Origin of the sequence: Thauera linaloolentis 47Lol = DSM 12138 (assembly GCF_000310205.1) — a bacterium.
Lineage (GTDB): Bacteria > Pseudomonadota > Gammaproteobacteria > Burkholderiales > Rhodocyclaceae > Thauera > Thauera linaloolentis.
Map to the genome: position 1 here is coordinate 1 of NZ_AMXE01000016.1, position 21,079 is coordinate 21,079.

A 21,079-nucleotide genomic window follows, 5' to 3' on the forward strand; every position below is an offset into this window, starting at 1 on the left:
GGCCCCCGCCGCTCCCCGCCATGCCCCCGAGCGCCAGGCGCGGGCTCAGTTCTCCGGCACGTAGATCATGCGCCCGTCGTCGAGACGGTAGGTGACCCCCGCCCGCGCGCCCTGCCCCTGGCCGACCTCGCCGCTGGATTCGTAGCGCGTCAGTTCCTGCCCATCCTTGATGGTGATGCGCATGTCGGCTTCGCCCGGATTCTCGACGACCACGACCTTGTTCTGGGAAAAGGGGTTGAGCGGGTTCTGCGCGATGACCACCATCAGCATGCCGATGATGACCAGGAACAGGTCGATCAGGTTCACCACCGACAGCATCGGGTCGGTATCGTCCTCGTCGAGAAATCGCATCAGGCTTGCCCTCCGCCGCGCTGGCGTTCCAGTTCGCGCAGGTCCTGCAACAGCCAGCGCCGGCGGATGGTGAGGATGAAGAAGCAGATGCTCGCCGCCAGCAGCGCCAGGATCACCGCCGAGAAGGCGGCGACCATGTTCTGGCCCACGGCGGCGGCATCGTTGCCGCCCAGCGCCAGCAGCGCGGGCCCCATCGGGATCATGGTGGCGATCAGGCCGAGCATGGGCGCGGTGCGCGAGACGATGCGCAACCATTCCAGCCGGCGCATGATCCACAGCTCCAGGTCATCGCTCGCCAGCGGGAGCCGTCCGGCATCCGCCCGCCGCGCGTGGGCGAACAGCGCACGCGGATGCGTGTTGCGCCGGCGCTGCCAGCCCTCGACCGAGAAGGCGCCGAGCATCACCAGTGCATAGCCCAGCGCGACGGCGATCAGCAGCATCACCGGCGCCAGAAACACGCGCGAGACGGCATAGAGCAGGGTTTCGATTTCAGCGAATACGGTCATGGGGTTTTTCCGGGCCGATGCGTCATGCGGCCATTCTCGAAAGGCGGCGCGTGCCGGCGGCCTGCCACAAGCCGCCGGCGCAGACCAGAAACAGCATCAGGGCCAGCGCCCATCTCTGCCGGATGTCGTCCTGCGCGGGAGGCTCGACCGGCTCCAGTACCGGCCCCTGCACGGTTTCCAGGGAGCCATCGTCCGCTACCGGGGCCTCTGCGCGGGCGGGCGCGGCCTCCGTGTCCGGAGCGGGTGCCGCATCCAGCCCGAAGCCCTGCGCCAGATCGGCGATGAAGCGGCGCGTGGGCGCGGCACCGGTGTCCACACCGAACTGCCGTTGCAGCGCCTGCCAGCGCTGCGCCAGTTCGCGGCGGGTCTGGCCGGAGGCATCCCAATACCCCTTGCGGATGGCTTCGGCCATGCGTTCCAGGATCTGCGCCTGCGCGGTGGGGTTGTGCCGCTCGAACCATTCGCGCGTGCCCAGTTCGCGGATGTCGGTGACATAGGTGTCGAACAGCGCCTGCCACTGGTCGTCGCGTACCGTGGAAGCATCCATGGCCTGCCAGCCGAACAAGTTGTTGGTGGCGTCGAGCACCTGCAGCGTGCCGGCATAGCCCTCCTGCTGCATCGCGGCGATCCAGTGCGGATTGAGATAGCGCGTACGCATCTCGTCGGCGAGAAAGCGCGCCAGCCCGATGGTCCGCGCGTCGTGGCTGCGCAGGTCGGAAACGAGCAGTTGCGGCGCCTGGCCGTCCAGGTGCCGGACGGCCGCCGACAGGCCGCCGAGAAACTCGAACGGATGATCGGTGGACAGCACGCCATGCACGTTCGACGAGCGCGACATGATTGCCACCTGCGTGCCGCGCAACTGCTCGGCCAGCAGATTGGCCTGCGCCGGCGCCGTGCCCCAGCCCTGGCGGCCATAGGCGTGGCTGCTGCTGGCGAGGAATTGCCGGGCCAACGCAGCATCGTCGTCCCATTCGGTGGAGCGCAGCGCCAGATCGGGCACGCCGGTGCCGTACTCGCCCGGCGCGTTGCCGAAAATGCGGTAGCGCGCCGCCGCGGCGGCGTCCTCGGCCGGCATGCCTTCCTGCTGCAGGGCCGCGGCGATGCGGCGGTTGTTGGCGGCGATGGGGTTGGCGGGTTCGTCCAGTCCGGCCAGGCGCACCAGCGCGTCGTCGAGCAGGCGCATGAAGCCGTCGAACTGGTCGCGGTATACGCCGGTGACCTGCACCACCACGTCACTGCGCGGCCGGCCCAGTTCTTTGGCTGGAATGATCTCCAGCGCGGTGACGCGCCCGCCGGCATCCCACACCGGGCGCAGGCCCAGCGCATGCAGGATCTGGGCCTCGGTCACGCCCAGGTGGCGGATCGCTTCGGACGACCACAGGCTGAAGGCGAGCTTCTCCGGCCAGGCGCCGCCATTGCCGTCGCGAAAGGCCTGCACGAGCTGTCCGTAAGCGGCCGCGGCGGCGTCATACGCGGCGCGTGCGGGAATCTTGTCCGCCTCGAAGGCATACAGGTTGCGGCCGCTGTGCACCTCCGGGCTGCGGATCGGATCACCGCCGGCGCCAGGCTGCACGAAACGGCCGGCCAGCCCGGCCAGCAGCGCCTCATTCTCCTGCGTGTCGCGCAGGCGGCGGTCCAACTCGCGGGCGCGCCCGGCAAACGCGGCCAGCGCGGCGGGCAGGGGGTGGCCGGCATCGGGCTCCAGCATGCGGCGCACCGCGAGATAGGCCGGGTTGTCGCGCAAGGCGGCGTGGTCGGCCACGAACAGCGCTTCCCGATCAGCGCCCAGCGCGGCGTAGAAGGGTTCGCCAAGCTGCTGCATGATGGTGCTGGCGCGATGCTCGGCGCCGGCTGGCTGGCCGAAGGTGTGCAGGCCCAGGGGCATGGCGCTGCGGGCCAGTTCGTGCAGTTGGTCGTGCACCGCCTGCAGGAAGCCGCCGAAATCCTGCGCGGCCCGCTGCGGCGTCCAGCCCAGGTCCTCGTGCAGATGGGCGGCCGCCGCCGCCGCGCGGATCCGGGCCCCCACCTGCTCGCGCACCATGCCCTCATCGAGTTGCTGGTATTCGTGGATCAGGTGGTGCAGGTCGCGCAATTGGTCGTAAAGGCCGGCCGGGGCGAAAGGCGGCGTCTGGTGGCTGACGGTCACCGCGCGGCCGCGTCGCTTGGCCTGGATGGCCTCGCCGACATTGTCCTGGATGTAGGGGTAGAACACCGGCAGGCTACCCAGCGCCAACCAGGGGTAGTCACTGGCGGACAGCCCGCGGTCCTTGCCCGGCAGCCATTCCTGCGTGCCGTGGGTGCCCAGATGGATCAGCGCATGCGGCTTGTAATGCTGCTGCAGATACAGGTACGACGCCATGTAGAGGTGGTCGGGGACGCTGGCGATGTCGTGGTAGTGGCCGCCCGTTTCGGCGTGGCGCGGCATTTGCGGCATCACCAGCAACTGGCCGACCTGCCAGCGCGGGATGACGAAGTAGCGCCGACCGTCCACCTCGCGCACCGCCCGGTGCCGCCCGGGTTCGCCCGCGCGGCGCAATTCGGCCTGGCGTTGGGCGGGCAGCCCAGCCAACCAGCGTTCGTAGTCGGCCAGCGGATAGAGCGCGGCCATGTCCTCGGCCAGCAGGGCATCCAGTGGCACGCGGCCATGCACGGCGCCCAGCATGCGCTGCCCGGCATCGATGACCTGCTGCTCGGCGAGCGCCTCGCCCACCGCGTGGCCCTGCGCCGCCAGTGCGGCCTGGATCGAGACGATGCTGCGCGGGACGTTCAGGTTCGACGCGCCGAGATTCTTCTCGCCGGCCGGGTAGTTCCAGAACATCAGCGCCAGCTTCTTGCCGGCCGGCGGGGTACGGCGCAACGCGACCAGGCTTTGCAGCTTGGCGATCAGGGCATCGGCCTGTTCGGGCAGCAGGTCTTCGACGCCCGCGGTGGCCGCCGACAGCACCAGCGGGTCGCTGATGCCCCAGCCCTCGGGGCCGGCCAGGAACACCGCCGTGGTACGCGCCGCCACGCCGCTCGCGGCCGCGGGCCAGTCGGCGGCCTCGCCTTCGCGAAAGCGCAGGGTCTGGAGCACGGGGACGTCGAGCGCGAGGAAATCTCGCCTGCGGGCCTCGCCGTTCTGCATGTGGGACAGGTTGACCAGCGCATCCACCCGCCCGCCGCCCAGGACGCCCGCGAGGCCGTCCGGCGCGGCCGCGTCGGACCAGAGGGCGATCGGCTGCAGGCCCGCCGCCTCGCTGCGGGCGATCAGTTCGTCGATCTCGCGGGTGAGCATGTCGGCCACGACGCCCGGATGGATCAGGAAGGCGACACGGCCGTCCGGGCGGCCGGCATTCGCCGCCGGGCGCGCGGCATGCCAGGCGAGGTAGGCCTCGAGGCGCTCGAAGACACGCGGCGCTTGCGGATGGTAGAAACCGGTGGACGGCAGGCGCTGCGGCGCTTCGAGCAGGCTGGGCGCGGGCGGGACGCCTTCGTGCGCCGCCCGTGCCAGGGCGAAGAAGCGGCGGAAGTTGCCTTCGCCGCCGGCGGCGTAGAGCTCGGCCAGTGCGGCGCCGTAGCGGGGCGGCAGGCGCTCCCAGGCGGGACGGCCGCCGCCGACCGTCAGACGCGGCACGACCGCCGCCCCGGGCACCTGTTCCAGCCGCTGCGCCACCATTGCGCGGTCGTTCGGCCGCGGTACGTCCAGCACGACCAGCGCAGTCGATGCGAGCGCCGCCCGCAAACCGTCCGCGCCGGCCTTGTCGACGTCCAGATGCCGCAGGGCCACGCCTTCCTGCGTGGCGAAGGCCTGAAGACGCTGGAACTTCTCTGCCGAGACGAAGCCGTTGTGCAGCACCTGCACCACCGGGGCCGCCAACACCGGCAGCGGGCCGGCCAGCAAGCAGTACAGCCACCACCACGCGAAACGAAGACGCGGCATCAGAACTTCGCCGTCAGCCCGGCAAAGTAGCGCCGCCCTTCGTCGGCGCGGCCGTGGAGATCGGCGTCGTCGTTGGCGAGGCGCTCGTCCGTCAGGTTCTCGATGCCGGCATGCAGCGCCAGCGAACGCCCCAGCTCATGATCCACATACCAGTGCAGCAGGGTGTAGCCGGGCCGGTCGCGCTCGGCGGCCGAGCGATACTGCGCACCGGTGTACTCGGCCTGCAGGCGGGTGGCCAGCCGATCCATCGCCATCCAGGACACGGTGGCGCTGGCGCGGTGGCGGGAACGGTCGGCCAGGCGCCCGCCGTTCGTGCGGTCGCGCGCATCCAGGTAAGTGTAGCTGGCATCCACCCGCCACTGCCGCGACAGGTCCGCCCCGGCGCTCAGCTCCACACCCCGCAAGCGCACCCTGGCGACGTTCTCGTATTCCAGGCAGACGCGCCGTGGCTCGAAGCAGGTGGGCTGGCGCTGGGTTTCGATCAGGTTGCGCACGTCGTTGTGGAACACGGTGGCGCTGGCCGACCAGGCGCCCCGGTCGTATGCGGCCCCCAGCTCGAAAGAGCGGTTGGTCTCGGGCTTCAGGTCGGGGTTGCCACGAATGATGCCGCGTCCGCCCATCGCCGCGCGGGATTCGAATTCCGGCGACAGCTGCTTCAGCGTCGGCGCCTTGAACCCCCTGCCCGCGCCGGCCTTGAAGGTCAGCGCCTCGGACGGATGGAACAGCAGGTAGGCGCGGGGGCTGGTTTCCCAGCCGTAGTCCTCGTGGCGGTCGAAGCGGCCGCCCAGCACCAGCTCCCACCGCTCCCCCAACAGGATCTCGTCCTGCGCGAAAAGCGCATGATGAGTCTGGGACTTCCTCCCCGAGCGGGTGACATTGGGGTCTTCGAGGCTTTCGCGGCGCAGCTCCGCACCCAGGGTCAGCGCATGGGATGCACCGGCCCTGAAACCCAGCCTGCCGTCGAGCACGGTGTCGGTGAAACGGTTCGGGGCGGTCGAGTCGGCGCCGTCGCTGCGGCGGGCGCTCCGGTCCAGCGTGCTGCGGTACAGCCTCACCCGGCTGCTGCCCCAGTCCCATTCGCCGGCATGCGAGAGCGAGTAGCGGCGGCGCTGGACTTCGTTTTCGGCCTTGTAGAACGGGCTGGCGGTGCTGCTGCGCAGGCCCTCCTGGTCTTCGTTGCCCGCGCTCGCCGACAGGTCGATGCGCTGGCGGACGTCCGGCGTCCAGCTCAGCCCGACATGGCCGGTGGTGGCGCGCTGCCGGTCGAGCGCGGTCAACGCCGCATCGCCCGCGTCGCGCAGCGCGTCGCGGTAGCGGTATTCGCCCCACACGTTCAGCCCCAGGCGGCCCGGCACCAAGGGGCCGCCCAGATAGAAGCCGCCTTTGTACTGGTTGCCGTCCAGGCCATGGTCATTGATCAGCGCATAGCCGCTGGCCGACCCTTGCCAGCGGTCGGTGGCCGAGCGGGTGATGACGTTGACCACGCCGCCGAGGGCCTCCGAGCCGTAAAGGGACGACATCGGCCCGCGCACCACTTCCACCCGCTCGATGGCCTCGGCGGACACCCAGCCGAGCTCGAAATCCGAGTGGGCGATGGCGGAGGCGGAGGAGTTGATGCGCTGCCCGTCGACCAGCATCAGCGTGTGCTCGGAGCTCATGCCGCGAATCGACACCCCCCGCCGCCCCAGGCCGACACTGTCCAGGCCGATGCCGACGGCACCCCGCACGGCATCGGCAAGATCATTCACGGGCCGGCGGCGCAGGCTTTCGCCGTCGATGACGGAGACGCTGGCCGGCGCATCGGCTTCGCTACGCGCCGAGGCGGTGGCCGTCACGACGATGGACGGCAGCGGCGCCATCTCGCGCTGCTCGCCGCGTCCCGGGACATGCTGCCCCGCATCCTGCGCGCAGGCCGCGCCACCCACGAGCGCCAACGCGATCAGCCCGGCATGGGCGGCATCACGCCGCGCGTTCATCTTCTTCCACATCCCTTGTTCCATCGATGCGACCCGGCCGGCCCGGCCTGGCCCTGGTTCAGCCTTTGCGCTTGTTCTTCGCCCCGCCCTGGCGCGCCTTGAAGCGCGGATTGCTCTTGCAGATGACGTAGATGCGGCCGCGGCGGCGGACGATCTGGCAATCGCGATGGCGGTTCTTGGCTTCCTTGAGGGATGAGAGCACTTGCATGGCAACGACCTCCTGCTAACGGTTTGGATTCAACAGCACGGCGACACGGCGACCTCCCGTCCGGAAATGCGCTGAATCAGCGCCGAATGAGCCCCGTTTAGTTCTGTTATAACATAACAATTCCGGAGTTTCAAAACCGCCACGCCGCGCGAAGCGTGCCCCTGGCGGGCCGCTCAGCCGGCGTCCTGCCCGCCCTGCGCCCAGGGAAGGCCTGCAAAGTGCTCGGCGAGATAGTCGATCAGGGCCTGGACGCGGGCCGGCCGCCGCCGCCCAGGCGGCGTCACGATGTGCAGGGCGATGGGTTCGACCTGCCAGTCATCCGTGGCCGTCTCCAGCCTCCCCGCCTGGATGTCCTGCCAGGCCAGGAACTCCGGCTGCAGCGCCAGACCCAGCCCGGCCAGCAGGGCGGGAGCCAGGGCTTCGGCGTTGTTGACCCGGAGCGGCGTGTTCATCGCCTGGGTGAATTCGCCATGGCGCGCATGGCGGAAACGCCAGCTCGCGCCGCTGCGCGAGTACGCGTACCGCAGGGCGCGATGTTCGGCCAGCTCGCGCGGATGGCGCGGGCGGCCATGGCGCTCGAAATAGCCCGGCGTGGTCGGCCTGGGCGCGATTGCCGGCGCGGTGATCATGCCCCACTTACGCAAGCGCCTCGACGCCGACGGTCTGCTGCTGGCCGGCGCGGCCGGGCTGGTGGGCGTCGGCCTGGCGGCGCACCGGATCAAGCTGCCCGCCGGCGAAGCCGACCTGGTGCCTTCGAACCATTGGCCCGAGCCGCTGATCGCCCTGCCCGTCGACAACGACCGCGGCCCGGTGCTGATCCAGATCGAGTACCGCATCGCGCCGCAGGACCGCACCGAGTTCCTCAAGGCGCTGGCCCGGCTGTCGGCCGAGCCGCGGCGCGACGGCGCCTATGCCTGGGGAATCGCGGAGGATTCCGCCGACCCCGCCCTGATGCTCGAATGGTTCCAGGTCGAATCCTGGGCCGAGCATCTGCGCCAGCACAAGCGGGTCTCCAGGGCCGACGCCGATGCGCAGGAAGACGTGTGCGCTTCCACCAAGGCCAGCAGCGCCCGGTGGTGCACCATTTCCTGGCCTTCACCCGTCCGCATGAAGGCCTGGCATGAGGGCGACTCATGGAACGCACCGCGCCGGCACCACCTTGCTTCATGGCCGGCAGCGTTCTGCCAGATGGCGCGCACCGAAGCGTTCCGACCGGGAATCGAAAGCTTGCATTTCGTTTTTTTCCGTTCCCGCAAGCGCATCGGGCTTTTATGATTGGGGCAGCATGGCCCTTCAGCAGAGCCCGCACTGCTTCGATGGCCCGTATCGCCATGCGGCAAGAGCCGCTGGCTTCGAGTTTTGTTTGAACCCACCCCTACAACAGGAGTCATCCGCATGAGCAATGCCTACATCAATGCCATCAAAAGCCGCCGCAGCCAGTATGCACTGGGCAAGGAACTGCCCCTGCCGCAGCAGGAAGTCACCGCGCTGATCCAAGAGGCGATCAAGCTGTCGCCGTCCTCGTTCAACTCGCAGAGCTCGCGTGCCGTGATCCTGTTCGGCTCCCAGAGCGACCAGTTCTGGAGCATCGTGAAGGAAGAGCTGCGCAAGATCGTGCCCGCCGAAGCCTTCGCCGCGACCGGGACCAAGATCGACGGCTTCGCTGCCGGCGCCGGCACCGTCCTGTTCTACGAAGACCAGAACGTCATCGCCGAGCTGCAGAAGCAGTTCGCGGCCTATGCCGACAACTTCCCGGTCTGGTCCGAGCAGGCCAGCGGCATCGCGCAGTTCTCCGTGTGGAGCGCGCTGGCCAATGCCGGCATCGGCGCCAGCCTTCAGCACTACAATCCCTTGCCCGACGCGGCGGCCGCGTCCGAATGGAATCTTCCGGCGAGCTGGAAGCTGCGCGCGCAAATGCCTTTCGGCGCCAACAAGGGCGGCTTCGGCGAAAAGTCCTTCATCGACGACGCACAGCGGTTCCGCGTGTTCGCGTAACGACGGACGCGGGCAAAGCGCTGCCATCTCCCGCAGCCCTGCGCCGGACGGCTTCGACGCAGGGCTGCGGGAGATGGCACACTACGGCGGCACCGGCGCCTGGCACCGTGCCGGACGGATACCGTGCAACCCGAAAGGAAAGAAGATGTGGGATCAGCGCTACGCCAGTGACGAATACGTCTACGGAACCGAACCGAACGGCTTTCTCGCCGAGCATGCCGCCCTGCTGGACGGCCCGGTGCTGAACCTGGCCGAGGGCGAAGGGCGCAACGCGGTCTTTCTCGCATCGCGCGGCCTGGACGTGCTCGGCGTCGACGGCTCCGCGGTCGGGCTGGCCAAGGCGCACAAGCTGGCCGCATCGAAAGGGGTGTCGATCCGTACCGAAACCGCCGACCTGACGGCCTACAGTCCACCGCCGGGGGCCTTCGGCGCAGTCGTCTCCATCTTCGCCCACCTGCCCGGCGCGGCGCGCAAGCGGCTGCACCACCGGGTGGAACAGGCACTCAGGCCGGGCGGCGTGATCCTGCTCGAAGGCTACGGCAAGGCGCAGCTCGAGCGCGACACCGGTGGCCCCAAGGACATCGACATGCTGCTGTCGCGCGCGGACGTCGAGGCGGACTTCCTCGGCTGCGACATCATCCTGTCGCGCGAAACCGAGCGCGACATCGTCGAAGGCAGGCTGCACACCGGGCTGGCCAGCGTGGTGCAGTTCATCGCCAGAAAACGGCCCGGCCCGCCGGCGCGCTGACGCACGGAGGCGTTGCCACCCGGCCCCCGCGGGCCGCCGCCCCGCCACCGGAATCGGGTAAGCTTGCCTTCGCATCGCCGGCCGCCGGCCATCGCCGCGCGGCCTGGCGTCCAGCCTGGGGAGGGCCCGTCATGACGACCGAAATCGTGGTGGTTCTCGGTATTGCCCTGGCGGCGATCGGGCTGTTCGCCACGGAAAGGCTGCGCATGGATGCGGTTGCCCTGCTGGTGCTCGGCAGCCTGGCGCTCTCCGGCCTGGTCGACGCGGGACAGGCGCTCGGCGGCTTCAGCAATCCGGCCACGGTGACGGTGGCCGCCATGTTCGTGCTCGCGGCCGGGCTGCAGAACAGCGGCGCGCTGTCGGGCATCGGCAGCCTGCTGGGGCGGGCGAAATCGCCGCTGCAGTTCCTGGCGATCCTGTTCGCGGTACTGGCGGTGATCGCCCCTTTCGTCAACAACACGGCGGTGGTGGCGGTATTCATGCCGATCGTGATGACCGCGACGGCCAGCGTCGGCATGTCGGCCTCGAAGGCGCTGATTCCCCTCTCCTACGTGTCGCAGATGGCGGGAGTGTGCACGCTGGTGGGCACCTCCACCAACCTGCTGGTCAACGCCATGGCCAAGGACCTGGGCCACCCCGGCTTCGGCATGTTCGAGTTCACCCCGCTGGGCCTGATCTGCATGGGCGCAGGCTGCCTCTACCTGCTCACGCTCGGGCGCTGGCTGCTGCCGGATACGCGCGGGGCGGAACTGGTCGAGCACTACCAACTGGGCAAGTACATCACCGAGCTTCGGGTGATGCCCGATTCGTCCCTGATCGGCACGTCGGTGGGCGAGGCCAAGCTGGGCGAGACGTTCGGCGTGTTCGTGCTGGAACTGCTGCGGGGCGACGAAAAGGTCTGGTCGCCGAGGGCGCAGACGCTGCAGGAAGGCGACGTGCTGCTGGCGCGCGGCGACTGGTCACAGCTCGACGAACTGCGCCAGAAGGCCGGTCTGGAGGTCGACCCGCAGTTCCGGCTCGGGCGGCGCGCCTTCGAGGAGGCGGAACAGGTGCTGACCGAGGTGATGGTCGCGCCCCGCTCGCGCGTGGTCGGCAGCACCCTGGCGACGCTGGCGCCGCGCTGGCAGCACGACGCGACGGTGCTGGGCATCCACCGCCGCGGACAGGTCCTGCGCGACACGCTGCGCGACGTGCGCCTGCGCGTCGGCGACATCCTGCTGATGATCACGCCCGAAGCGGAAATGGCCGCCCTGCGCAAGGACAAGAACGTGATCGTGCTGTCCGAGCGCGACGCGCAAAGGCCGCGCGGCTGGCGGGCGCCGTTCGCGCTGGCGACGATGGTCCTCGTCATCGGCACCTCGGCCCTGGGCTGGGCGCCGATCGCCGTCACTTCGCTGATGGGAGCGGTCGCGATGACCCTGGCCGGCTGCCTGGACGCGGACGACGTCTACGACGCCATCGACTGGCGCATCATCATCCTGATGGCCGGCCTGCTGCCGCTCGGCGTGGCGATGAGCGAAACCGGCGCGGCGGCCTTCCTGGTCGAGAACACCCTCGGCCTGGTGCGCGAATTCGGACCGCTGGTGGTCCTGGCGGTGCTGTACCTGATGGCGCTGCTGCTGACCGAATTCATGAGCAACGCAGCCGCGGCGGTACTGCTCACGCCCATCGGCCTGTCCACCGCGCGGATGATGGACGTGGACGCCACCCCTTTCCTGATCGCGGTGACCTTCGCCGCCTCCACCAGCTTTGCCACGCCGGTCGGCTACCAGACCAACACCATGGTGTATGGCGCGGGGGGCTACCGCTTCATCGACTTCGTCAAGGCCGGGTTGCCGCTGAACCTGATCTTCTGGGTGCTGGGGGTGATCTTCATCCCCGTGTTCTGGCCGTTCTAGGCGCCGGCCATGCGGGCCGGCGCCTAGAACGCACGCTTCCTCAGCGCACCGGGCCGATGAAGCCCTGCGTGCTGTACCAGTCGTCCGGCACCGCCTGCAGCATGGGCAGGCCGGTCGCGGGATCGCGCGCCAGATTGTCGATGTAGCTTTGCAGCACGTCGGCGTCCAGCACGCCGATGTCCAGCCTGCGCTCGGCGGGAACATCCTTGAGCGTGGCGTAGCCGTCACCGCCGGTGGCATTGAAGCTCAGCACGAACAAGCGGTAGCTGCGCGACATGTCGAGCGGCTCCCACGCCTGCGCCGCCTGGTTGTAAACCTCCAGCGCGCTGGCCCGCTGGCCGTAGGGCTGGTTGGCATCGACATGCCAGCGCAAGCCGCCGGCATACGGATAGGGGCCGGAGCTGCCGCCTTCCTTGAACACCGCGTGCAGGCCGTCCTCGATCATCGCCTTGGCCTCGGCGCCCGTCACGTCGAGACGCCACAGCATGTTGCCGAAGGGCAGCACCTCGATCACGTTGGCCGCGGTGACCACGCCCTGCAGGGGCACGCGCACACCGCCGCCGCTCTGCAGCGTGATATCGGCGCCGCCGTATTCGGCATTGGCGACTTCGAGGTAGGCGTTGGCGACCAGTTGCTGGATGTCGCCGCCGCGTTCGCTGACCTTGCCGGCGGCGTTGCACTCGGCGCTGGAACGGCCGTAGTCGACCGAGCCCGGGCCGCCGGGCACGCGCCGCGAGCACAGCTCGACCGGCGACAGCGCGACCTGCTTGGCCTTGAAGACGTCGACTTCTTCCTTGTAGGGCTGCAGGGTTTCCTGCGCCTGCGTGTCGGCCGCGGTGACGCGCAGGAAGCCGCTGGCCGCGATGTCGGCCAGGATGGCCTGGCGCTCGGCGTCAGTGGCCGCCTGGCGGTTGATGACGAAGGCGTCGCCGATCAGCACGTGCGGCGTGCCGGCGCAGTCCGTCACCTTGCCGCCGGCATCGAAGCTGACCTTCAGCTCGCCCACCACCTGCGAATACTCCCAGGCCTGCACCAGGCAGGCCGGGTCGCCGTCCTTGTTGGCCACGGCTTCCGCATAGGCGCCGGCGGGGCTGCCGACGCTGTAGTCCTCGAGGGCGTCCGGCCCGAGCAGGTCGTGCGAGTCGCCGCCCACCACCACATCCACGCCGCTGAGGCTGGCGATCAGCTTGCGGTCGTTGGTGTAGCCGATGTGGCTGAGCACGATGATCTTGTCGACGCCGTCGGCCTTGAGCGCGTCGATGGCGCGCTGCGCCGCCGTGGCTTCATCCTCGAACAGGGTATCGGCGTCGGGGCTGGACGCTTCCTTGGTCTTGCCGGCGATGGTGAGGCCGACCACGCCGATCCGCTGTCCGCCACGCTCCAGCACCACCGAGGGCTTCACCAGCCCCGGCGCGCGGCTGGCGTTCAACGCGGAGCCCGCGCCGAACTGCACGTTGGCGCTGAGCACCGGCGTCTGGCAGGCGCCGGCATGCAGGCGGTCGATGAAGTTCTTGAGCTCGCTGTCGCCCTTGTCGAACTCGTGGTTGCCGAGCGTGAAGGCATCGAAGCAGACGGTGTTCATCAGCGCCGCGTCGGCCTCGCCGATTTCCCCCGCGCGGTTGAAGTACAGCGTGCCGGTCAGGGCGTCGCCGGCGTGCAGCTTGAGCACGTTGGGGCGGTCCTTGGCCAGTTCGTCGAAGGCCGTCTTGACGCGCGCGAAGCCGCCGGCCGGGACATCGACGCTGCTTCGTTCCTCGCCCACGCCGGTGCGCAGCTTGAGCGTCTTGGTCTTTTCGTCGAGGTTGGAATGGTGGTCGTTGATGTGCAGGATGGTCAGTTCGAGCGGCTGGCCGTCGTCGTCGCTACCACCACCACCGCCGCCAAGGCAGGCGGACAACAGGCCGGCGGACAGCAGTGCGATGCACAGGCGCCTGACGGGCACGGCCGGTACGAAATGGTGGACTCTGTTCAGCATGTGCGCTCTCCATTGGGCAGGATGCGCGCACTGTAAGCAAGCCAGATGGCAGCCAGATGACGCCGCGGCGCTTCAATCGTCCTTGTACGGCCCCGCACCCAGCCCGATCGGCGCCGGCGCGGCGGCAACGAGCTTGGAGAAGATGCGGGCGAAGTCTTCCTGCCCGCTGGCGTTGCGGGTGCCGCCCATCGGGTCGCGGCTGGCGGCGAAGCCGGCATCGGCGCGCGCCCAGTCCTCGGCGGTGAGATGCTTGATCAGCAGCGGGATGACTTCGCGCTCCTCGGTCATCATGTGGTTGCGGTAGAACTCGGCGTATTCGTCGAAGGCATCGCCGAAGGCCGCACAGCCGCCGGCCTCGCCCGCGCGGTAGCGCGCCAGCGCGGCTTCGAGCTTCTTGATGCGGGCGTCGGCCTCGGCATGCTCCCGCTCCAGATGGGCCAGCACTTCGGCGCCCTCCGGGGTACGCTCCTTCAGCGGCCCGAAGAGGAATTCGTCCTCCTTCGGATGGTGGCGCTTCTCCGGGTAGGCGTCGAGGTATTCGACCATTGCCTGCAGCAGCTTGTGGTCCGGTTCGAGCCGGCCTTCGCCGATCTCCTTGATCATGTACCGGATGGCATGGATGATCGCCGCCAGCGACTGGTGCTCATCCATCAATATACGCATCGCTTCCATCGGAATCTCCTTGGCCGGACGGCTCAGGTCGACAGCATGTCCTGGTGTTTGCCGAAGCCCAGATAGGCTTCTATGACGCGCGGGTCGTCGGCGAGCAGGTGGGCGGGGCCTTCCATCGCCACCTGGCCGGTCTCGAGCACGTAGGCGTAGTCGGCGACCTGCAGCGCGGCACGCGCGTTCTGCTCGACCAGCAGGATCGACACGCCGCGCCGGCGCAGCTCGGCGATGATGCGGAAGATCTCGCGCACGATCAGCGGCGCCAGCCCCAGGCTGGGCTCGTCGAGCATCAGCAGCTTGGGCTTGGCCATCAGCGCGCGGCCCACCGCGAGCATCTGGCGCTCGCCGCCGGACATGGTGCCGGCGGCCTGGTCGCGGCGCTCCTTCAGGCGCGGGAACAGCGCATAGACTTCTTCCAGCGTCTGCGCGTGGTCGCGCTTGCCCATGCGATAGCGCTGGAAGGCGCCGAGGACGAGGTTGTCCTCGACGCTCATCTCGCCGAACAGCTCGCGCTTCTCGGGCACCAGGTTCATGCCGCGCGCGACCATGCGCTCGACTTCGGGCACGACTTCGAGCGTGCCGTCGAAGGCGACCCTGCCCTTGGAGCCGAGCACGCCCATGATCGCCGACAGCATCGTCGTCTTGCCCGCGCCGTTGGGGCCGATCACGGTCACGATCTGGCCTTCGCCCACGGTCAGGCTGGCATTGGTGAGCGCCTCGACCTTGCCGTAGGACACGCACAGGTCCTTCACTTCCAGCACCGGCTGCGCGGCGCCGGCATTGCTGTGCACGGTCTCCGTCGTCATCGTTTCGCTCCTTTGCCCTGTGCTCATGGCTGCCGTACTCATTCCACACCGCCCAGGTAGGCTTCGAGCACCGCCGGGTTTTTCTGGATTTCGTCGGGCAGGCCTTCGGCGATCTTCTGGCCGAACTCCATCACCACGACGCGATCGACCAGGCCCATGACGAAGTCCATGTCGTGCTCGACGATCAGCGTCGCCATGCCCTCGGAACGCAGCTTGCGCAGCAGTTCGCCGAGCGCCTGCTTTTCCTTCAGGCGCAGGCCGGCGGCGGGCTCGTCGAGCAGCAGCAGGCAGGGGTCGGCGCACAGCGCGCGGGCGATCTCGAGGATGCGCTGCTGGCCGAGCGCGAGGCTGCCCGCTTCCTCGTACATGAAGTCCTTGAGGCCGACGCGTTCGATCTGCCAGGCCGCTTCCTTCAGGATGCGCGCTTCCTCGGCGCGGTCCAGGCGCCAGGCCGAACTGAGCACGCCCTTGCCGCTGCGCAGGTGGGCGCCGATGGCGACGTTCTCCAGCACGCTCATCGTCGGCAGCAGCTTGACGTGCTGGAAGCTGCGGCTCATGCCCATGCGGGCGATCTCGCGCGAGTCGTGGCCGGCCACCGGCTTGCCGAGGAACAGCACCTCGCCCGAGGTCGGCGTGTCGACGCCCGAGATCTGGTTGAACATCGTGCTCTTGCCGGCGCCGTTGGGGCCGATCAGGGCGAGGATCTCGCCCGCGCGCACTTCCAGGCTCATGTCGTTGTTGGCCACCAGGCCGCCGAACTTGCGCGTCACGTTCTTCGCCACCAGGATCGGCTCGCCCGCGGCCGGCAGCGTGCGGCGCGGCAGCGGCGCGGCGGCGTCGTCGATCTTCTTGCGCACCGCCGGCACCGGCACCAGCTTCTTCAGGATCGGCCACAGGCCTTCGCGCGCCCGGTGCAGCACCAGCACCATCAGGATGCCGAACACGATCATCTCGAAGTTGCCGCTGGCGCCGAGCAACTGCGGCAGCCAGTCCTGCAGCCACTGCTTGAGCACGGTGATGACGCCCGCGCCGACGATCGCGCCCCAGACGTAGCCGGCGCCGCCGAGCACCGCCATGAACAGGTACTCGATGCCGATGTGCACGCCGAACGGCGTCGGATTGACGAAGCGCTGCATGTGCGCGTACAGCCAGCCCGCGGCACAGGCGTGCAGCGCGGCGATGATGAAGATGATCATGCGCGCGCGCGAGGTATCCACGCCCATCGCCTCGGCCATCACCCGCCCGCCCTTCAGCGCACGGATGGCGCGGCCTTCGCGCGAATCGAGCAGGTTGTGCGTGGTCAGCATCGCCACCAGCAGGAAGGCCCAGATCAGGTAGTAGATCTCGCCGCCCTCGTCCAGCGTCCAGCCGAACAACTCGATCGGCGGAATGCCGGTGATGCCGGTGTGCCCGCCCAGGCTTTCCATGGTGCCGAACAGGAAGTACAGGCTGATGCCCCAGGCGATCGTGCCCAGCGGCAGGAAGTGGCCCGACAACTTCAGCGTCAGCGAGCCCAGGACCAGCGCCACGGTGGCGGTGATCAGCAGCCCGGCGACCAGCGTCAGCCACGGCGAGGCGCCCACCCACGCCAGCCAGCCCGGCAGTTCGGCGGCGGTGGTCAGCGCCGCGGTGGTGTAGGCGCCGAGGCCGACGAAGGCCGCCTGGCCGAAGCTGGTCAGCCCGCCCACGCCGGTCAGCAGCACTAGCCCGAGGGCGACCATCGCATACAGGCCGATGTAGTTCAGCAAGGTAATGTAGTAAGGGGACAGCACGGCCGGCAGCACCAGCAGCACGGCCAGGAAGCCCCCCAGCAGCAGACGGTCGGCGCTCATTCTTCTTCCTCCACGTGGTGCGTGCTCAGCGACCGCCACAACAGCACGGGAATGATCAGGGTGAAGACGATGACTTCCTTGTAGGCGCTGGCCCAGAACGAGGCGAAGGCTTCGAGCAGCCCCACCGCCAGCGCACCCAGTGCGGCCAGCGGGTAGCTGGCCAGGCCGCCGATGATGGCGGCGACGAAGCCCTTGAGCGCGATCAGGAAGCCGGTGTCGTAGTAGATGGTGGTGATCGGCGCGATCAGCACGCCCGACAGCGCGCCGATGAAGGCCGCCAGCAGGAAGGTGAGCTTGCCCGCCAGCGCCGGCGAGATGCCCATCAGCTGGGCGCCGACGCGGTTGATCGCGGTCGCGCGCAGCGCCTTGCCGTACAGCGTGCGCTCGAAGAACTGGTACAGCGCCACGATCAGCAGCGCCGACACCACCAGTACCCACAGCGTCTGGCCGGTGATCAGCAAGGGGCCGAGATCGAAGCTGGCTTCGCTGAAGGCGGGCGTGCGCTGGCCTTCGGCGCCGAAGAACAGCAGGCCGAGGCCGACCATGGCGATGTGCAGCGCCACCGACACGATCAGCAGGATCAGCACCGGCGCCGAGGCGATCGGCTGGTACATCAGGCGGTACATCATCGGCCCCATCGGCACGACGATGGCCAGCGTCAGCACGACGTGTGCGAACAAGGGCAGCGAGGCCACCGGCACCACGGCGAACAGCCCCGCCAGCGCCAGCGGATAGGCCAGGTTCCAGCCTGCCACGCCCAGCGCCTTGCGCGCCTGGCCGGACCGCAGCGCGGCGGCGCCGTCGAACAGGGTGACGAGCACGCCCATCGCCAGCAGCAGCCACACCGTGGCCGGCACGCTTCCGCCCTGCATCATCGCCAGCGTCAGCGCGCCATAGGCGACGAACTCGCCCTGCTGGATGAAGATCACCCGCGTGACCGCGAACACCAGCACCAGGGCCAGCGCCAGCAGCGCATAGATCGCGCCGTTGGTGATGCCGTCCTGGCCCAGGATCAGTGCAATTGAAATATCCATGGATAGGCTCCACCGGCCGCCGTCGGCGGCCAGTCGGGTTGGAAACGCCGTGCCCGCCGGGCGGCACGGGAAGGGGTGTGCGCATCGGCGCACCCCGCGTCCCGGGACTTGCGTGGCTTACTTGAGCAGCGACCAGGTACCGTTTCGGATCTCGATCATCACGCGCGAACGCTCGTCGAGGCCGAGGTGGTCGTCGGCGCTCATGCTGTAGATGCCGGTGGCGCCGGCTACTTCCTTGACGCTTTCGAGCGCGTCGCGCAGCGCGGCGCGGAACTCGGCGGTGCCCGGCTTGGCGGCCTTCAGCGCGTTCGGCGCAGCGGCCTCCAGCAGCACGCCGGCATCCCAGGCGTAGGCGCCGAAGCTCGACACCGTACCGGCGCCATTGGCGGCCTCGTACTTCTCGACATAGGCCAGCGCGCTGGCCCTGACCGGGTTGCTGTCGGGCAGGCTGCGCGCCATCTGCACCGGGCCGACCGGCAGCAGCGTGCCTTCGCAGTCCTTGCCACAGATGCGCAGGAAGTCATTGTTGGCGACGCCGTGGGTCTGGTACACCGGCCCCTTGTAGCCGCGCTCGCGCAGCGTCTTCTGCGGCAGCGCGGCGGGCGTGCCCGAACCGGCGATGAACACCGCGTCCGGCTTGGCCGACATCAGCTTCAACGCCTGGCCGGTGACCGAGGTATCTGCGGGGTTGAAGCGCTCGTTGGCGACGATGCGGATGCCGGCGCCTTCGGCGAGCTGCTTGAACTGCTCGTGCCAGCCTTCGCCATAGGCATTGGCGAAGCCGATGAAGGACACCGTCTTCACCTTGTTGGCGCTCATGTGCTCGATGATCGCCGAGGCCATCTGCTTGTCGTTCTGCGGGGTCTTGAAGATCCAGCGCTTCTTGTCATCCATCGGCGCGACGATGCGCGCCGAGGCCGCCATCGAGATCATCGGCGTCTGCGTCTCGGCGGCGACGTCGATCATCGCCAGCGAGGCCGGGCTGGTGGTCGAGCCGACCAGCACGTCGACCTTGTCCTCGGCCACCAGCTTGCGCGCGTTCTTGACCGCGGTGGTGGTGTCGGAGGCGTCGTCCAGCACGATGTAGCGCACCGGCTCGCCGCCGATGGTGGCCGGCAGCAGCGACACGGTGTTGCGCTCGGGAATGCCCAGAGAGGCCGCGGGGCCGGTCGCCGACAGCACGACACCGACCTTGATCTCGGCCTGGGCGGCGGTGGCGGCGAACGCGAGGCCGATGGTGGCCAGCAGGGTGCGACGTAGTTTCATGGTTTCTCCTCCGTTGTTGATGTAATCAGCCGGCCGGGCCCGATGGCCTCGTCCCGCCGCCCGGCCTGCAACACAGGGGCCGGCACACCTCGACCGCTTCAGCATGGCGCACACGAGGCCCCAATAAATTCTGAATAACGGAAGAGATTTCGTTTATTAGAAATGATACAAAACATCGCGTCAAGCTGAAATTTTGTATCGCTTGCCGCCTGCGCCACACGGCGGCGGCACGCACACGCGCCCGCACCGAACGGACGGAGGAAGGCCGACGCCGAACGGGCGGATACAGCGGGAGAAGGGAAAGCGGCAAAAGCAGCGGCACGCCCCGCCGGGGGAATGCGGCGCGGGCGGCGGCAAAGGACCAGGCACCCCGGGGGCCGGCCCCGGCGGCATGCCGGGTCAGTCCTGTGCCGGCGAGACGCCGAGCCGCCGCGAAAGATCGTCGGCCGCGCGCCGCAGCGCGGCGAGCGTGGCGCCGCCGGGCGACAGGTCCATCGAGCCTTCGACGCCGACGATGGCGATCGCCATCGTGATTTCGTTCTTGAAGTTGAACACCGGCGCGGCCGCCGCTTCGACGCCACGCGCGAAGTAGTCGCCGGTGAGGATCGCCAGCCCCGCGTCGCGCACCTGCGCCAGCAGCGCGCGCGCGTCGTCCATGCTGCGCACGCCGGCCGGCGTCCTGCCGCTGTCGAGCTCGCGCCCGATCAGCGCCTCGGTCTGGCGCTCGGGCAGCCAGGCGGCGAACACCCGCCCGCCGGCGGAGCGCAGCAGGCTGAGACTGGTGCCGGTGACGACATTGACGGTGATTGGGCGGCGCGGGCGCTCCCAGCGCACCACCACGGGCCCGCCCTCGCTCCACACCGACAGCGCCACCGTCTCGTTGGTGAGGTCGCGCAGGTCGTTGATCGCCAACAGGCCGAGCCGGATGCGGTCCACGCGGTCGAGCGCCACCAGGCCGAGGTTCAGCGCGAAGGGGCCGAGGTCGTAGCGCGAGGTCAGGCGGTCCTGCTCGACCAGGCCGCTGCGGATCAGGCTGACGAGGTAGCGGTGCGCCTTCGACGGCGGCATGCCGGCCGCCTGGGCGATGTCCTTGAGCATCATCGAGCGCCGTCCGGTGGCCATCGCGCGCAGGATGCTCATGCCCACCTCGAGCGATTGAACGCCGTGCTTCCCTTCGAGTTCGTCGTTCGCCGTACTCATCGCACTGTTCCTTATTGAAGAAATTGTTTATTTATATGTAACACAAACACAGGAGAGTACGCGTGATCAAGCCCGAACTGAAGGTTTACGCCATCGACGGCATCGTCCCCGTGGTCGACCCGAGCGCCTACGTCCACCCCTCGGCGATCCTGATCGGCGACGTCATCGTCGGCCCCGGCTGCTATGTCGGCCCCGGCGCCAGCCTGCGCGGCGATTTCGGCCGCCTGATCCTCGAACGCGGCGCGAACCTGCAGGACACCTGCGTCATGCACGGTTTTCCGGGCACCGACACGGTGGTGGAAGAAGACGGCCACATCGGCCACGGCGCCGTGCTGCACGGCTGCCGCATCCGGCGCAACGCGCTGATCGGCATGAACGCGGTGATCATGGACAACGTGGTGATCGGCGAGGAGGCCATCGTCGCCGCGTCGGCCTTCATCAAGGCCGGCGTCGAGATTCCGCCGCGCGTGCTCGTCGCCGGCGTACCGGCCAAGGTCATCCGCCCCCTGAGCGAGGACGAGATCCGCTGGAAGGGCCAGGGCACGGCCACCTACCAGGATCTGACGCGCCGCTGCCTGGAAAGCCTGTACGAAACCACGCCGCTGGCGGCGGTCGAGCCCGGGCGCAAGCGCATCGTGATGCCGGACGTCGTGCCGCTGGTCGAGGCCAAGAAACGCGAAGGCTGAGCCTCCACGC

General features: G+C 68.9%; 18 protein-coding genes. 5 read left to right on the top strand and 13 right to left on the bottom strand.

Annotated elements, in window-relative coordinates; genetic code table 11:
- Positions 1-45 precede the first annotated feature (45 nt).
- The 6 genes from C666_RS06550 to C666_RS19685 all read right to left on the bottom strand — a co-directional run bounded on the left by C666_RS06550 (position 46) and on the right by C666_RS19685 (position 7,589).
- Positions 46-351: a DUF2149 domain-containing protein gene (locus tag C666_RS06550; protein WP_004335775.1), complete on the bottom strand. Its 306-nt coding sequence runs from the start codon at positions 349-351 to the stop codon at positions 46-48.
- Positions 351-857 (bottom strand): MotA/TolQ/ExbB proton channel family protein, encoded by a 507-nt coding sequence (locus C666_RS06555; RefSeq protein ID WP_004335777.1) that lies wholly within the window; start codon positions 855-857, stop codon positions 351-353. The genes C666_RS06550 and C666_RS06555 overlap by 1 nt, the downstream gene beginning before the upstream one ends.
- 22 nt (positions 858-879) lie before the next feature.
- Positions 880-4,776: a cobaltochelatase subunit CobN gene (cobN, locus tag C666_RS06560; RefSeq protein WP_004335779.1), complete on the bottom strand. Its 3,897-nt coding sequence runs from the start codon at positions 4,774-4,776 to the stop codon at positions 880-882.
- On the bottom strand, positions 4,776-6,764 hold the full coding sequence (locus C666_RS06565; RefSeq protein WP_004335781.1) for a TonB-dependent receptor domain-containing protein: 1,989 nt from the start codon (positions 6,762-6,764) through the stop codon (positions 4,776-4,778). The genes cobN and C666_RS06565 overlap by 1 nt, the downstream gene beginning before the upstream one ends.
- Positions 6,765-6,810: 46 nt before the next feature.
- The gene (gene ykgO / locus C666_RS06570; protein WP_004335783.1) at positions 6,811-6,960 is read right to left on the bottom strand and encodes a type B 50S ribosomal protein L36; all 150 of its coding nucleotides are present in this window, start codon (positions 6,958-6,960) and stop codon (positions 6,811-6,813) included.
- Positions 6,961-7,133: 173 nt separating this feature from the next.
- Positions 7,134-7,589 carry a LysR substrate-binding domain-containing protein gene (locus C666_RS19685; protein WP_004335785.1) on the bottom strand — a complete coding sequence of 152 codons (456 nt, stop codon included), beginning with the start codon at positions 7,587-7,589 and terminating at the stop codon, positions 7,134-7,136.
- Between C666_RS19685 and C666_RS06580 the strand changes: the two genes are divergently transcribed.
- The 4 genes from C666_RS06580 (at position 7,552) to C666_RS06595 (ending at position 11,601) form a co-directional block, all read left to right on the top strand.
- Positions 7,552-8,235, top strand: coding sequence for an MFS transporter (locus C666_RS06580; protein ID WP_004335787.1), 684 nt, complete (start codon positions 7,552-7,554; stop codon positions 8,233-8,235). The genes C666_RS19685 and C666_RS06580 overlap by 38 nt on opposite strands.
- 120 nt (positions 8,236-8,355) lie before the next feature.
- Positions 8,356-8,955 carry a nitroreductase family protein gene (locus C666_RS06585; protein WP_004335789.1) on the top strand — a complete coding sequence of 200 codons (600 nt, stop codon included), beginning with the start codon at positions 8,356-8,358 and terminating at the stop codon, positions 8,953-8,955.
- 73 nt (positions 8,956-9,028) lie between these two features.
- Positions 9,029-9,703 carry an SAM-dependent methyltransferase gene (locus tag C666_RS06590; RefSeq protein ID WP_211206721.1) on the top strand — a complete coding sequence of 225 codons (675 nt, stop codon included), beginning with the start codon at positions 9,029-9,031 and terminating at the stop codon, positions 9,701-9,703.
- Between the two features lie 131 nt (positions 9,704-9,834).
- Positions 9,835-11,601, top strand: coding sequence for an SLC13 family permease (locus C666_RS06595; RefSeq protein WP_004335792.1), 1,767 nt, complete (start codon positions 9,835-9,837; stop codon positions 11,599-11,601).
- A 40-nt stretch (positions 11,602-11,641) separates the two neighbouring features.
- Here C666_RS06595 and C666_RS06600 read toward each other — a convergent pair whose 3' ends face one another.
- The 7 genes from C666_RS06600 to C666_RS06630 form a co-directional block, all read right to left on the bottom strand.
- Positions 11,642-13,576, bottom strand: coding sequence for a bifunctional metallophosphatase/5'-nucleotidase (locus C666_RS06600; RefSeq protein WP_004335793.1), 1,935 nt, complete (start codon positions 13,574-13,576; stop codon positions 11,642-11,644).
- A 72-nt stretch (positions 13,577-13,648) separates the two neighbouring features.
- On the bottom strand, positions 13,649-14,248 hold the full coding sequence (locus tag C666_RS06605) for a hemerythrin domain-containing protein (protein ID WP_004335795.1): 600 nt from the start codon (positions 14,246-14,248) through the stop codon (positions 13,649-13,651).
- Positions 14,249-14,271: 23 nt separating this feature from the next.
- A complete protein-coding gene (locus C666_RS06610) occupies positions 14,272-15,051 on the bottom strand; it encodes an ABC transporter ATP-binding protein (protein ID WP_004335797.1) in 780 nt (259 codons plus the stop codon).
- 38 nt (positions 15,052-15,089) lie between these two features.
- Positions 15,090-16,883, bottom strand: coding sequence for a branched-chain amino acid ABC transporter ATP-binding protein/permease (locus C666_RS06615; RefSeq protein ID WP_004335799.1), 1,794 nt, complete (start codon positions 16,881-16,883; stop codon positions 15,090-15,092).
- Positions 16,880-17,917 (bottom strand): branched-chain amino acid ABC transporter permease, encoded by a 1,038-nt coding sequence (locus tag C666_RS06620; protein WP_004335800.1) that lies wholly within the window; start codon positions 17,915-17,917, stop codon positions 16,880-16,882. Before C666_RS06620 ends, C666_RS06615 begins: the two co-directional genes overlap by 4 nt.
- A 117-nt stretch (positions 17,918-18,034) precedes the next feature.
- The gene (locus tag C666_RS06625) at positions 18,035-19,183 is read right to left on the bottom strand and encodes an ABC transporter substrate-binding protein (RefSeq protein WP_004335801.1); all 1,149 of its coding nucleotides are present in this window, start codon (positions 19,181-19,183) and stop codon (positions 18,035-18,037) included.
- 399 nt (positions 19,184-19,582) lie between these two features.
- Complete coding sequence (locus C666_RS06630) at positions 19,583-20,383, bottom strand: IclR family transcriptional regulator (protein ID WP_004335802.1); 801 nt, start codon at positions 20,381-20,383, stop codon at positions 19,583-19,585.
- Positions 20,384-20,445: 62 nt separating this feature from the next.
- Between C666_RS06630 and paaY the strand changes: the two genes are divergently transcribed.
- Positions 20,446-21,069, top strand: a complete 624-nt coding sequence (gene paaY / locus C666_RS06635; RefSeq protein WP_004335803.1) for a phenylacetic acid degradation protein PaaY — start codon at positions 20,446-20,448, stop codon at positions 21,067-21,069.
- Positions 21,070-21,079: the final 10 nt, after the last annotated feature.